The 13886-nt window shown below is 38.7% G+C and carries 21 protein-coding genes; all 21 read left to right on the top strand.

Translation table 11 applies throughout. From position 1 onward, the window contains the following. Positions 1–370: 370 nt before the first annotated feature. Entirely contained in the window at positions 371–2167 is a 1797-nt protein-coding gene (locus AB1422_10135) for a DUF262 domain-containing protein (protein MEW6619673.1), read from the top strand. Between the two features lie 229 nt (positions 2168–2396). After that, positions 2397–2666 carry a BrnT family toxin gene (locus AB1422_10130; protein MEW6619672.1) on the top strand — a complete coding sequence of 90 codons (270 nt, stop codon included), beginning with the start codon at positions 2397–2399 and terminating at the stop codon, positions 2664–2666. Further along, on the top strand, positions 2656–2913 hold the full coding sequence (locus AB1422_10125; protein ID MEW6619671.1) for a hypothetical protein: 258 nt from the start codon (positions 2656–2658) through the stop codon (positions 2911–2913). The genes AB1422_10130 and AB1422_10125 overlap by 11 nt, the downstream gene beginning before the upstream one ends. Positions 2914–3352: 439 nt before the next feature. Further along, positions 3353–3661: a BrnT family toxin gene (locus AB1422_10120; GenBank protein ID MEW6619670.1), complete on the top strand. Its 309-nt coding sequence runs from the start codon at positions 3353–3355 to the stop codon at positions 3659–3661. Beyond that, a complete protein-coding gene (locus tag AB1422_10115; protein MEW6619669.1) occupies positions 3648–3971 on the top strand; it encodes a CopG family antitoxin in 324 nt (107 codons plus the stop codon). The genes AB1422_10120 and AB1422_10115 overlap by 14 nt, the downstream gene beginning before the upstream one ends. 275 nt (positions 3972–4246) lie before the next feature. After that, positions 4247–5011 carry a hypothetical protein gene (locus AB1422_10110; protein MEW6619668.1) on the top strand — a complete coding sequence of 255 codons (765 nt, stop codon included), beginning with the start codon at positions 4247–4249 and terminating at the stop codon, positions 5009–5011. 169 nt (positions 5012–5180) lie between these two features. Then, entirely contained in the window at positions 5181–5807 is a 627-nt protein-coding gene (locus AB1422_10105; GenBank protein ID MEW6619667.1) for a hypothetical protein, read from the top strand. Between the two features lie 162 nt (positions 5808–5969). Beyond that, positions 5970–6191 (top strand): hypothetical protein, encoded by a 222-nt coding sequence (locus tag AB1422_10100; protein MEW6619666.1) that lies wholly within the window; start codon positions 5970–5972, stop codon positions 6189–6191. Next, the gene (locus AB1422_10095) at positions 6188–6472 is read left to right on the top strand and encodes a type II toxin-antitoxin system mRNA interferase toxin, RelE/StbE family (GenBank protein ID MEW6619665.1); all 285 of its coding nucleotides are present in this window, start codon (positions 6188–6190) and stop codon (positions 6470–6472) included. The genes AB1422_10100 and AB1422_10095 overlap by 4 nt, the downstream gene beginning before the upstream one ends. Positions 6473–6782: 310 nt before the next feature. Further along, positions 6783–7082 carry a nucleotidyltransferase family protein gene (locus AB1422_10090; GenBank protein MEW6619664.1) on the top strand — a complete coding sequence of 100 codons (300 nt, stop codon included), beginning with the start codon at positions 6783–6785 and terminating at the stop codon, positions 7080–7082. Further along, entirely contained in the window at positions 7079–7471 is a 393-nt protein-coding gene (locus tag AB1422_10085; GenBank protein ID MEW6619663.1) for a DUF86 domain-containing protein, read from the top strand. Before AB1422_10090 ends, AB1422_10085 begins: the two co-directional genes overlap by 4 nt. 233 nt (positions 7472–7704) lie before the next feature. Further along, complete coding sequence (locus AB1422_10080; protein ID MEW6619662.1) at positions 7705–8250, top strand: hypothetical protein; 546 nt, start codon at positions 7705–7707, stop codon at positions 8248–8250. After that, complete coding sequence (locus AB1422_10075; GenBank protein ID MEW6619661.1) at positions 8225–8584, top strand: hypothetical protein; 360 nt, start codon at positions 8225–8227, stop codon at positions 8582–8584. Before AB1422_10080 ends, AB1422_10075 begins: the two co-directional genes overlap by 26 nt. Positions 8585–8898: 314 nt before the next feature. Then, positions 8899–9168 (top strand): DUF4160 domain-containing protein, encoded by a 270-nt coding sequence (locus AB1422_10070; protein MEW6619660.1) that lies wholly within the window; start codon positions 8899–8901, stop codon positions 9166–9168. 11 nt (positions 9169–9179) lie between these two features. After that, a complete protein-coding gene (locus tag AB1422_10065) occupies positions 9180–9416 on the top strand; it encodes a DUF2442 domain-containing protein (protein ID MEW6619659.1) in 237 nt (78 codons plus the stop codon). Positions 9417–9612: 196 nt separating this feature from the next. Further along, a complete protein-coding gene (locus AB1422_10060; GenBank protein MEW6619658.1) occupies positions 9613–10038 on the top strand; it encodes a putative toxin-antitoxin system toxin component, PIN family in 426 nt (141 codons plus the stop codon). Beyond that, a complete protein-coding gene (locus AB1422_10055; GenBank protein MEW6619657.1) occupies positions 10038–10274 on the top strand; it encodes a toxin-antitoxin system HicB family antitoxin in 237 nt (78 codons plus the stop codon). Before AB1422_10060 ends, AB1422_10055 begins: the two co-directional genes overlap by 1 nt. Before the next feature lie 565 nt (positions 10275–10839). After that, the gene (locus AB1422_10050; GenBank protein MEW6619656.1) at positions 10840–12069 is read left to right on the top strand and encodes an inner membrane CreD family protein; all 1230 of its coding nucleotides are present in this window, start codon (positions 10840–10842) and stop codon (positions 12067–12069) included. A 466-nt stretch (positions 12070–12535) separates the two neighbouring features. Continuing rightward, complete coding sequence (locus AB1422_10045) at positions 12536–12829, top strand: type II toxin-antitoxin system RelE/ParE family toxin (protein ID MEW6619655.1); 294 nt, start codon at positions 12536–12538, stop codon at positions 12827–12829. Next, the gene (locus AB1422_10040; protein ID MEW6619654.1) at positions 12826–13074 is read left to right on the top strand and encodes a hypothetical protein; all 249 of its coding nucleotides are present in this window, start codon (positions 12826–12828) and stop codon (positions 13072–13074) included. The genes AB1422_10045 and AB1422_10040 overlap by 4 nt, the downstream gene beginning before the upstream one ends. Before the next feature lie 259 nt (positions 13075–13333). Next, positions 13334–13627 carry a hypothetical protein gene (locus AB1422_10035; GenBank protein ID MEW6619653.1) on the top strand — a complete coding sequence of 98 codons (294 nt, stop codon included), beginning with the start codon at positions 13334–13336 and terminating at the stop codon, positions 13625–13627. The last annotated feature ends 259 nt before the right edge of the window (positions 13628–13886 follow it).

Below are 13886 nucleotides of genomic sequence, written 5' to 3'. Positions count from 1 at the left end.
ATAGTCAATGGAGAAATAAATAATCACACAGAGACACAAAGTCACAAAGGAATTGAATAAAACAATAAACCTTTGTGTTCTTTGTGGCTTTGTGTGAGAAAATAAAAAGGAGATATTTTAGGGTCAACCGTGAATGTGGAATGCACAATAATTCGGTGAGGCAGAGGAAAAGGAAAAGACAGCGAATCAAAGCTTTTGTCTAACCCTGCGTTGCAGTTGACGGCGGGGGACTGTGCCGTGGTCAGAGTTTTGTGGTCTCTCAAAGTTTTATCTTGCTATCAAACTTTTGTGGTAATCCTCCCCGCCGCACCTGAACTTTATCGTTAGGGGCTTCAACCATCTACTTACCACAAAAAGGAGGATTATTGAATTGAGTACACAACGCTATTCGGTAACTCCCCATCCAATCGAAACTCTGCTTACATGGGTCAAGTCTGGGGAAATCGCGATCCCAGAGATCCAGCGGCCATTTGTGTGGGAGGCAACAAAAGTTCGCAACCTCCTCGATTCACTTTATCAAGGATACCCTGTTGGGTATTTGATAGCCTGGCGAAATCCGACTGTAAAACTTAAGGATGGCACATCATCCATTGGGAAGCGCATCCTTATTGATGGTCAACAACGAGTAACGGCACTCATGGCGGCATTGTTAGGCCGCGATGTTCTAACTAAAGATTACGAAACCGTCCAAATCCGTATTGCTTTTCATCCGCAAGAAGAACGGTTTGAAGTCGCAAATCCGGCTATACGCAAAGACGCATCGTGGATTCACGATGTGGCGGATGTATTTGCACCCTCTACCAGCCTGTTCCAACTTGTTGGTAATTACTGCGCTGCCAATCCTGGCGTATCACAGGATGCTATTTTTGCCAGCATCGAGAAGCTTCGCAAGATCATCAACAACCACGTCGGCGTAATCGATCTTGCCGAAGATCTTGATATTGAAACCGTCACAGAAATATTTATCCGCGTAACCTCAGCAGGTGCAGAGCTTTCGCAAGCCGACTTTGCTATGTCAAAAATTGCCGTCAACGAGATTTACGGCGGAAACCTTTTGCGCAAGGCAATCGACTATTTCTGCCATTTGGCTGTCGCACCAGAATTCTTGTCAAACATTGAAAAGAACGATAAAGCGTTTGCGGATTCTGAATTCCTGCCACAAATGCGCTGGCTCAAAGATGTCAACGACGACATATACGATCCAACTTACACCGATATGTTGCGTGTGGCTTTTACGTCTGAATTTGGCAGAGGAAAGCTCCAGGATTTGGTAGCGCTACTATCAGGCCGTAACTTCGAGACTAAACAATTTGAAGAGTCAATTGTTGAGGCGTCATTCGGAAAACTAAAAAAGGGTATTCTCTCGTTTGTCAACAAAACCCACTTCGATCGTATCACGATGATCTTGCGTTCAGCGGGATTCGTGACCAGTGATTTGATTGGAGGACGTAATGCCGTCAACTTTGCGTATATACTTTACCTGCGTGGTCGGACGGAAGGCATCCCTGCAGCTGATCTTGAACGTTTGGTGCGGCGATGGTATGCCATGTCACTACTACGCGGACGTTATGCCGCTAGTCCTGAGACAGCCTTTGATTTTGATATACGCCAAATTGAAAATCGCGGGCTGACGACTTATGCTGCTTCTGTCGTTGAGAATGAGCTCCCAGACAGCTTCTGGACAGGAATGCTTCCTCAAATTATGGACACATCCTCATCAAACAGTCCTTACTTCCTATGTTTTCAAGCAGCGCAGGTAAAACTCGGCGATAAAGGTTTTTTGTCTCGTGATATTACTGTGCTCGACCTGCTGCTCAACCGTAGCGACGTACACCACATCTATCCCAGGAACTATTTAAAAAAGCAGGGACTTTCGCGAGGACGTTATAATCAAATCGCTAACTTTGTACTTGCGCAGAGTGAAATCAATATCGCCATCGGCGATAACCCACCGGAAACATACTTTGAGGAACTGGCTGAACAGTGTCGCGGTGGAAAGAAAAAATATGGCGGTATCACTAACTTTGAAGAGATGAAGGCCAACCTGAAGGCAAGCTGCCTACCTGAGTCTTTATTGGACGGCACAATTCCACCCTACGATGATTTCCTTGAAGAGCGACGTAAGTTAATGGCACAGAAAATCAAAACATGGTTTGAATTGCTATGATTCCAAGGGGTTTACTGACTGTAATATGCCCTAACACTGCGTTCCACTGGACGCACAAAACACCGCATGCCGGTAAGTTTTGCCGTTAGTGGTATGAATAGTGCAGAGGATTTTTTGATTGACATATAAATTTTTATGCTGTATAATATAAAGTGATATAAGTAGGGAATGTTTTATACGAAAAAAGAGTTTTGGAAAAATGGCGTAAAAAATAGGATAAATTAATTACATGCAATTTGAATGGGACAAGGAAAAAGCAAAAAAGAACATCAAAAAACACAAGGTGCCATTTGAAGAAGCTATGACGGTATTTTATAATCCTTTATCAGCAACTTTTGATGATCCAGATCATTCGAATGACGAGGAAAGATTAATAACTGTTGGTTACTCTTCTGGTAGTCGTCTACTTGTAGTATCACATACCGAGAGGGGAAAAATAATATGGATAATAAATGCGCGGACTGCAACCGCACATGAAAGGAAAAGACATGAAAATTAAAGAAAAAAAAAGTAGTGATGAGTTACGCCCCGAATATGATTTTGATTATTCAAAAGCTATTCGTGGCAAGTATTACAAACGTCTTCTATCAGAAGGAGCTAATATCGTAATGCTTGAGCCGGATATTGCTAAATCATTTGCAGATTCAGATGCCGTAAATAAGGCATTGAGGTCTTTACTTGATTTAACGAAAGCGACACAGCTTCTAACAAAACATTCCAGCGGACGGGTAGTAGCCCACCGCTGAGTTTTGGCGTTGGGACCAATATCTGGTTCAGACCTCGAAAGCAGAATTAAGTATGTGTGAATTTTTTCCTAACTAATCGTTGCAGCGGACGGCGGGGGGTTAACTGCTTTTTAAATGTTTGTGTTTTATTAAAGTTTTGTCTCGCTTACAAAGTTTGGTGGTAATTCTCCCCGCCGCCGATGAACTCAGGGGAGATATTAGGAGCAACTGTGAATGTGGAATGCACAATAATTCGGTGAGGCAGAGGAAAAGGAAAAGACAGCGAATCAGAGCTTTTGTCTAACCCTGCGTTGCAGTTGACGGCGGGGGACTGTGCCGTGGTCAGAGTTTTGTGGTCTCTCAAAGTTTTATCTTGCTATCAAACTTTTGTGGTAATTCTCCCCACCGCACCTGAACTTTATCGTTAGCCTACCTGTGAATAATAGATATAACATGCTGAATGAAAAGAGGATATAAAAAACGGATGAAGATAGAAGATATTATTTGGCTCAGAAACATTGTTGATAAACTGGCAGTTAAACCCAATGTTACTCCCAATGAAGTTGAAGAGGTGTTAAATAATAAACCAAAATTCCGTTTTGTTGAAAAAGGTGAGCGAAAAGGCGAAGATGTTTATCTGGCTTTGGGACAAACTAATAGTGGAAGATACCTATCCGTACTCTTTATCTACAAAAAGACGAGAGAAACACTCATCTTGAGTGCCAGAAATATGAAAAAGAAAGAGAGGAAACAATATGGTAAAAAATAAATTAAAAACTCTACCACCTTCAAGATCTATAGATGAACTTATTGACTTCTTTGATATTCATGACATGGGGAATTATTGGGAACAAATGCCAGAAGCCCATTTTGATGTAAATATCAAAAGGAGAAAGTATTTGGTTGCTCTTGAAGAAGATATTGTGGCTAATCTTACTGAAATAGCAAAAATAAAGAAAGTTTCATCTGAGTCGTTAATCAATACCTGGTTGAGAGAAAAGATACGCAACGCTACCAGGATGCTGGAACATGACTTAATTCAGAGAAGGAGTGAGGAAAGAGTTAGAGTTAGACCGTAAGAATTTATGGAAATAAGATAGGTTAGGGGGAGATAGTAGGGTCAAACCGTGAATGTGGAATGCACAATAATTTGGTGAGGCAGAGGAAAAGGAAAAGACAGCGAATCAGAGCTTTTGTCTAACCCTGCGTTGCAGTTGACGGCGGGGGACTGTGCCGTGGTCAGAGTTTTGTGGTCTCTCAAAGTTTTATCTTGCTATCAAACTTTTGTGGTAATTCTTCCCGCCGCACCTGAACTTTGTCGTTAGCTTTAATAAATATTGGTGGGGATAGAGCTATGCATATAAAGACAATTACTCAGCTATTAATTCTATTTTCAATTATATATTTACCAAAGAATATATTCGCTGGTGCGTGGACTATCGGAAAAAGTGATATTTTCACTGAAATGTATTATAAATATTATTGGTCAGATAAAAACTTTGATAATAACGGCAAGAAAGAAGAAATTCCTTTTGGTGGTAAGTACGATGAACAGAGAACAGAATTTAAAATGGAATATGGGGTATTAGATAATATAAATTTATCATTTTCTATTCCCTACAAATGGGCAAAATTTGAAAATGAGTTTGATACCTTTAAAAATAAACATATTGAGGATATTTTTGTAGGATTGAAATATAGAGTTTTAAATGAAGATGATTATCAAGATAAATACTATCCTACAATAAGTATATTACTTAGAGAAAAATTTCCAAGTGGTTACGATGAGAACAAGTCACCATCTCTTGGTGATGGAGAAAGAGAAACTGAAACTCGTTTGTTAATAGGGAAAAAATTTAACAAATCACCCGATAGTCCCGATAATACTGATAAATTGCTCCATAGTATTGGTGCAGAAATTGGCTACAGAATAAGAGCGAGGGAATTTGTAGATAAAATACCTTATTTTGCTGAGATGAATTTAGAATTACCGTTAAAAGTACCAAACAAAGTTTTTTTAAGAGCTATATTAGATGGGGTCAAAGTTACTTCAAGTTCAACAAAAGACCCTACCGAAAAAGAAGTTATTAAAAAGAAATACGAAGAATATTCTAAATAGATTTTCCTTATTAATATAGGTTCATTTGGAGCAACCAGAGCAAATCAGGGATTCTCTTTCGAATTAGGATATGGTTATACTTTTTATGGAAAAAATACTGCTGAAAGCTCTGAAGCAATTCTAAATTTTACTTATTACTTTAAATAAATTAAAGGGGGTAGAAATGAAAATGGACCCAATAATCATTGCCGCCATAATTGGTGTTTTTCCAGCAATGGGGAGTTTGTTATGGCAAATAATAGGAAACATAAAGCAAGGAAAGTGGACAAAGATTGCATATGCTTCTATTTTCTTTTTGTTATTAGTAGCCTCAATCATTGTCTTGTCAATCTTTTCCTCCAAATACTTTTCCTATTTACCCGTGCCTAAAGTTGGAGAGAGATACGAATGGCAATGGGCAGGGGAAAATTGGATAGGCGAGGTTGCTTTTTTTAAAAAGGAAAAAGACAGCCTAAATGCTCAAATTTATGTTAACAAGATAAGAAATATAATAGATCAAGAGGGAAGAGTAACCCTTGAACCTCCCATTGAAGTTTTGCGGAGTACTTTAGATGGCGATGTGTTAGAACTTAAAGATGGAGGGATTAAGTTAATTCTACCTGTAAGAAAGAATACCTTTGATCCAGAAGCCCAGTATAGAATAATTTCAACTTCAAAGGAGACCCTTAAAGCTAAGTTATATCCAACCAAAGCTTTTGTCGGAAAAGTTGAATATATTAATGAAAATGGTGTCTTGAAAGGAAAAGGAGATATGGTTCTTATAAATGCAAAATCCACAATAGAACTCTGTCCATGAAATAGTTGCATAAAAGCTAACAAATCGTTGCAGCGGACGGCGGGGGACTGTGCCGTGATTGAAAGTTTTGCAGTATCTCAATGGGTAATCATGCTTACGGAAATAGGGGGACATTTCCCCTATTTATTGTTAGGCTTTTCAAGAAGAAAGGGGGTATTTTAAATGTCCAGTCAAAGTGCTACAATTTTACAAGAGGCTTTAGATGTTGTAGAATCGTTACCTGAATATCAGCAGGAAAACCTCATTGATATTATTCGGCATAGGTTAATAGACCAGAGACGAGAGTTACTTGCAAAGAACATCAGGGAAGCAAGAGAAGAATATGCTAGAGGAGAAGTAAAAAGTGGTAGTGTAGATGACCTGATGAAGGAGCTTTTCGAATGAGAACACTCATTTGGGGCAAAACCTTTATAAGGGCATTCAAACGAACTATCAAAAAGCATCCAATTCTTAAGCAAGATATTAAAGAAGCCGTGGAACTTTTGACCAAAGATCCTTTTACTCCGCAATTGGAGACTCATAAACTTAAAGGTAAACTATTGGGCTCCTGGGCATGTAGCGTTGGATACGACCTGCGAATAGTATTTGATTTTGTAAAGAGTAAAGAGCAAGATGAAGACGATATTCTTTTGCTTGAGATTGGAACACACGATGAAGTATATTAATCCTAACCAATCGTTGCTCGTGTCAAGTTAAATCCGAAGCTCTGGGATTGGTTGGGTAACCGCTGATTCTACCCGGAAGTGGACTGCGGGGGGCTGTGCCGGAATTAGAGTTTTGTGGTATCTCAAGCTTTTATCTTGTTTACAAAGGTTAGTGGTAGTCCTCCCCGCAGCAGGTGAGCTCAATCGTTAGGCGTGTAACCGCATCTACAGAAGCATAAAGATGTTTATGAAAAGATATGCCCTCATATCTTTTAGGAAAAGTCAACCCGAAACTTTTGACAATACCGTCGAAAATTTGAGGAGGGAGCAGATGAAAAAAATAGAAGAGATTGAGCAGATATTAAGAGATAATAAATGGGAATTAAAAAAAAGATACAATGTTAATCAAATAGGAATGTTTGGCTCTTATGTTAGAGGGGAAAACCAAAAAAAAAGCGATTTGGATATTCTTGTTGATTTTGATGATGATGCAAAGATTGGACTTTTAAGATTTATAAATTTAGAAAACTATTTAAGTGACCTTTTAAGAATAAAGGTTGATTTAGTAATGAGGTCTTCCCTTAAGCCAAAGATAGGAAAGCATATATTAGAGGAAGTAGTGTATCTATGAAAAGGGAAATTGGTGATTATATTCAAGATATAATTGAAGCAATAAATAAAGCAGAAAGTTTCACCTGGAATATGCCTTATGAGGAATTCCTATGCGATGATAAAACAAATTTTGCTGTTATAAGGGCTTTAGAAATTATTGGCGAAGCAGTCAAAAACATACCGAATGAAACAAAAAAGAAATATCCAGAGATTCCCTGGCGGGATATCGCAGGTATGAGAGATAAACTCATCCATGAATATTTTGGGGTTAAAACAGATTTAGTTTGGAGAGCAGTCAAAGAGGAGTTGCCACCAATTAGACCAGTATTTGAAAAGATGCTTCTGGATTTGGAGGGGAATTTGAACTTAGAACTCCAGCTAAATAATAACAAAAGAGGGGAGATATGAGGGGCAAACCGTGAATGTGGAATGCACAATAATTCGGTGAGGCAGAGGAAAAGGAAAAGACAGCGAATCAGAGCTTTTGTCTAACCTTGCGTTGCAGTTGACGCCGGGGGACTGTGCCGTGGTCAGAGTTTTGTGGCCTGTCAAAGTTTTATCTTGCTATCAAACTTTTGTGGTAATTCTCCCCGCTGCACCTGAACTTTATCGTTAGGCGCCAAGGCAAATAGGAGAAGATTATGAAGAAATTTTTTCGACCGATCTTCCTTTTCATGTCTGCATTTAGTAGGTGGAAATTTTTTGAGCCGATCTTACTTACTGTGGGAATAGTTGCAAAACTTTTTGTGTTTGCATTGGGGTTAACCACTTTGGTTCAAATTTTCGGGTTTTTCGGCTGGCAGTTTTTCAAAAGAGCTGACTCATTCCTTTCTTTTCATACTGCGAGGTTAGTTCCGTTCTTGCCTTTAGAAGATGGAATTGGATTGTTAAGTTCTTGGGCAACAGCAGGCAAGCTCTTTTTCTCGGTAACACCTTATTTTCTAATATGGATTTTTCTCCCCATAATTTGGGATTTTGTTAACAAGAGAAGGCTCCCCGACTGCTGCTTTAAATTGCTCTGTTTAGCAGTTATTGAAGGAATACCCCTGTTTGGTGGTTTTAGTTTTTCTATTGAGCTCTTCCTTGACAATTATAGGCGTCATACAGCCGGACAGCTTGGGCAATTTTCTCAAATATGTCAATCTATTTACACTTGGCGCAATGATAGCTCGCGAGAATCTGGATGAGGAAAAGCTCGCACCATTTGGAATAACCGATGCGGATCTGGAAGAGCTAGAGGCAAAAGAGACAGAATATGCGAAAAAAGTCATACCCTCTCTAATCGCAGAAAGTATTAACAAAAAGAAGTATTCAAAATGCGAATCTCTGTGTCAAGAGTATTTATCTAAATATGGAAATGACAAAAATGTATCATTGTTCCTTGCATTGGCACTCGCAGGTCAAGGGAAAATTGAAGATGGGTTGCTTCTCGCAAAAGATATTCTTGAGAAAAACCCAAATGACAATGATGCACAACGAGCATTTTCAGTGTTGCAACAACTGACTTCAAGGGGGCAATAGTAAGGTCGGGGCAATAGGGCAATAGAGTAGGAGGGCAATAGAGGGTCGCATCTTGAATTGGGGGAGATATTACGGTCAAACCGTGAATGTGGAATGCACAATAATTCGGTGAGGCAGAGGAAAAGGAAAAGGCAGCGAATCAAAGCTTTTGTCTAACCCTGCGTTGCAGTTGACGGCGGGGGGCTGTGCCGTGGTCAAAGTTTTGTGGTCTCTCAAGGTTTTATCTTGCTATCAAACTTTTGTGGCAATCCTCCCCGCCGCCGCTGAACTTTATCGTTAGGTTCAGAGAGAAATTAAGCAAAAGGAGGTAAAAGATGGCAGTAATTGCAATGTTTTATGGTATCATTATCTCGATGTATTATTTCGACAAAAGAAAACATCAGATGCCTCATGTTCATGTCAAGTATCAGGCTCAAGAAACTATTCTTTCAATTCCAGATGGTAAAGTGTTAGAAGGCAAGATTAAATCAAGCAAGATGAAACTGGTTCAGGCATGGCTTGAAATACATAAAGAAGAATTGATGGCTGATTGGGAACTTGCCAGTAGTGGCGAGAATGTCTTCAAGATAGATCCACTAAAATAGGGGTGATTAGCATGAATCCAAGAATTAAAGATGTTAAACCGAATTCTAACTATACATTAACCTTAACTTTTACCAATGATGAAGTTAAGGTATTTGATGTGAAGCCATATTTAGACAAAGGGATATTTAAAGAATTAACGAATGCTAACTTATTTAACTCTGTTAAACCATTTTTGGGCAGTATTCAATGGAAGAATGGGCAAGATTTATGTCCTGATACTTTATACTTAGAAAGTAAGAAAACCTAACCATTCACTGCACCTGACTGCGGGGGGCTGTGCCGTAATTAGAGTTTTGTGGTATCTCAAGCTTTTATCTTGTTTACAAAGTTTGGTGGTAATCCGCCCCGCAGCAGGTGAGCTCTATCGTTAGGGGCTAAAATAAAACTTTATAAACTCAGATAAGTAGATTAACAAGTGGAATAATATCATTTATAATATCATTATGAAACATTACAAGCACAAAGTAGTCATAGATACAAATGTATTTGTAGCGGCTTTACTTTCCAAACGAGGAGCGTCGTATAAGCTACTTTTTGAAATCAGCAGAGATAAGTTTGAACAAAATATCTCTACTCCCTTGATTTTTGAATATGAAAGTGTAGCAAAAAGGGAAACTAAATTAACTAATGAGCAAATTGATGCAATTATAGATATGATTTGTAATATCTCCAACAAGTGTAAAATATTCTTCTTGTGGAGACCTTACTTAAAAGATATAAAAGATGATATGGTATTAGAATTAGCCATTGAATCTCAAAGCGAATACATTATCACATATAATAAAAAAGACTTTAAGGGTATTGGAAAATTTGGTATTCAAGTATTAACACCAAAAGAGTTTTTAGAGAAGATAGGAGGGTTAGAATAATGAGTGCGGTTAGTGTAAGACTGCCTGATTCATTGTATCAGCAAGTGGAGGAAATAGTTAGAAAAGAAGGAATTTCAATAGACCAGTTTATCTCAAGTGCAACAGCAGAAAAAATATCTGCATTTGCTACTCAAAACTATCTGGAAGAACGCGCAGGGAGGGCGAATAAGAAAAAGTTTAAAGAAGCATTATCACACATCCCAAACATTGAACCAGAAGAATATGATAAACTATAGACATAGATAAAGCCTAACCTGATAGGAAAGTAGAATCAGGGTAAGAGGGATTAAACTATATTGGGACAATACATCCCTTATGATATTAAATATGCAGAGTTATCCTCTTTTCTGGATAATATCCTAAAAGTATGATTAGCCAGTTAGAATTATACAAAATTTATTATTTTTTGTCAACATTTACTTGACTTTTTGATTCAGATGAGATAAAGTAGAGAAAAACTGTATAATCTATATGTTAGACGACACATAGAAACGTAGCGATATGAAGAAGCCTCTTGGATAAATAAAGATAGGGAGATATTAGGGTCAAACCGTGAATGTGGAATGCACAATAATTCGGTGAGGCAGAGGAAAAGGAAAAGACAGCGAATCAGAGTTTTTGTCTAACCCTGCGTTGCAGTTGACGGCGGGGGACTGTGCCGTGGTCAGAGTTTTGTGGTCTCTCAAAGTTTTATCTTGCTATCAAACTTTTGTGGTAATTCTTCCCGCCGCACCTGAACTTTATCGTTAGGCTACTAAAGAAAGTATCTGAATAATCGGAGAATATAAGGAGGGATACAAGATGTGGAAACATATTAAAGCGATTATCTTTATCTTTATCTGCACAAGCATAGCCTGGATTATTTTAGGTAATGTTACCAACTTGCGGACTCACAGACAGGATGTAAAGCTAAAAGGAGCAGTTGGACAATTATGGGGAACTATTCAAACGCAGCAGGCACCCTATGTATACTACCAAACAAGAAGTGAGAAGAAGGTTAAAACGACTCGGGGAACTGAAACAATTATAGAGACAAAGGTAGAAACAACAGATCATCCCATTACCCTTGAGAGTAGCGATATTACAGTAAATTTTAAACTCGATCACCGAAGAAAGGGATTGCTTTGGTATTCGACATATCAAATTGGATACTCTGGGAAGTATCAGATTATAAATACTGCTAAAGAGAATCGTGATATTTTCTTTGACTATACCTTTCCTACTAAAGAAGGTATCTATGACAATTTTTGCTTTATTGTTGATGGAAAAAAGATTAAAGAGCTTCAACCAACTTCAGGAAAAATATTGAAGAAATTAAACTTTGGTTCAGGCGAAGCAAAAAAGATCGAAATTACTTATGAATCGCAGGGAATGGATGAGTGGTGGTATCTTTTTGGAGCTGATGTTTCCCAGATTCAAAATTTCAAGCTGACAATGATAACAAACTTTGATAAGATTGATTTTCCAGAGAATAGCATTTCTCCAACAAAAAAGGAGAGAAAAGACAAAGGTTGGGAACTTACCTGGCGATATTCTAATTTAATCTCGGGTATTCAAATCGGTATGGATATGCCCCAGAGGTTGAATCCGGGTCCCTTTGTCAGTAGAGTCAGTTTCTTTGCACCAGTTTCTCTTTTCCTCTTCTTATTTTTGATCTTCATAATTACAGTAGTGAAGAAAATCAATATCCATCCAATGAATTATTTCTTCATTTCAGCGGCATTTTTTAGTTTCCACCTGCTTTTGGCATATTTAGTAGATCACATTGATATTCACTTGGCTTTTGTAATTTGCTCAGCAGTTTCAATATTCTTGGTAATCTCCTACATGCGGCTTGTAGTAGGAGTGCGCTTTGCTCTTTTAGAGACAGGTCTTTCACAATTCGTATATTTGGTGCTTTTTTCGTATGCTTTCTTTCTTGAAGGATTTACAGGATTAGCAATAACTATCTGTTGTATCTTAACATTGTTTGTAGTAATGCAATTTACTGGTCGAATTGACTGGGAAAAACAACTTATCAGTAACAAATAATAATGGGCAGTATAATCTAAGGTTAGACTAATAAAAATAATCACACAGAGACACAAAGTCACAAAGGAATTGAATAAAACAATAAACCTTTGTGTTCTTTGTGGCTTTGTGTGAGAAAATAAAAAGGAGATATTTTAGGGTCAAACCGTGAATGTGGAATGCACAATAATTCGGTGAGGCAGAGAAAAAGGAAAAGACAGCGAATCAAAGCTTTTGTCTAACCCTGCGTTGCAGTTGACGGCGGGGGACTGTGCCGTGGTCAGAGTTTTGTGGTTTATCAAAGTTTTGTCTTGTTATCAAACTTTTGTGGCAATCCTCCCCGCCGCACCTGAACTTTATCGTTAGGTGTGTGACCGTATCCACAGAAGCATAAACATGTTTATCTTCTTGGATAAAATTGAGAATACAATATGAGAACCTCTTGGTAATCTACGAAAAAATTAACCATAGCATACAGGATTGACAAATGTTTGAGATCAAAATTACTGTAAGAGCAGAAGAAGATTTGCGGTATTTTAGAAAACATGAGCAAAAGACTATTCTTGATACGATTGAAAACCAGTTAATATGGGAACCAACGACAGAAACCAAAAATCGCAAGGCCTTAGTTCCCAATGATCTTTCACGATGGGAACTTCGGATTGGGGAATATCGAGTTTTCTATGATGTTGATGAAGATACGTTCACTGTGAAGATTAAAGCGGTTGGTTATAAAGTTCATAATCAACTATTCTTTCGAGGAAAGGAGTTTCATTTATGAAAACCATTGAATTATCAAGAGAGAAATTAAGTTTTCCTGATGTTCTCACCATTGCCAGTCATGAAAACCTTATTGTCCGAACATCAGAGGGGCGAGAATTTTTAATAGCCGAAGTGGATGACATGGATCGAGAGATACAACTTATCAGGGAGAATGCAGAGTTAATGGCATTTTTAGATAAACGCTCCCAAGAAATGATGACCTCTACACTTGCTCAAGTCAGACAACATCTTGGGTTGAACTAAAGAAATATGTTGTTATCGTAGTAGAAATTTTTGGGGGTCAGACCTGAATGTGGAATGCACAATAATTCGGTGAGGCAGAGGAAAAGGAAAAGACAGCGAATCAAAGCTTTTGTCTAACCCTGCGTTGCAGTTGACGGCGGGGGACTGTGCCGTGGTCAGAGTTTTGTGGTCTCTCAAAGTTTTATCTTGCTATCAAACTTTTGTGGTAATTCTCCCCGCCGCACCTGAACTTTATCGTTAGCCCGAAGGTAATAATGAAATGATGAAGCAGCAAATCCCAAAACGAACCAATCGGTTCTACGACACATCCCGATTCAGCCAGCCGCAAATCCGGGTGTACCACAAGAAGGGTACAGGAAAGAAGACTCCCCGGTATCTGCTCAAGTGTGGATGCTGTGAGCAGAAATTTGAGATATGGTACGCCGATGATGGATTGGAAGTCGCTGGTGTCAATGGAACCATTGAGGACTGGCGGGAGATTCTGTTCCCTCTTCTTCTGATCGAACAGAAGAACGGGAAGCTGATCGACCGCATGAAACAAAAGCACGATTAGTTGTGCTAACAAATCGCTGCACCTGACCCAGCCCTTTTGCTGAGTCATTAAAGCAGAAAGATTATATGTCTACGAGTCGTTAAATCGTTGTTAGGTAGTAAATCTGCTAAAAGGGCTGGGCAGGTGAGCTCTATCGTTAGAATAATAAAAATACTCACACAGAGACGCAAAGGACACAAAGATGAATGAAAATGAAATCGGGAAAATCATAGTTGATGTTGCGGTTGCGGTGCATAAGGAACTTGGACCAGGACTGCTT

It is taken from the genome of bacterium (assembly GCA_040757115.1).
In the GTDB taxonomy this organism is placed as follows: Bacteria; UBA9089; CG2-30-40-21; order CG2-30-40-21; family SBAY01; genus JBFLXS01.
The sequence above is the reverse complement of the archived record's forward strand: the minus strand, read 5'-3'. Positions and strand labels throughout refer to the sequence as shown.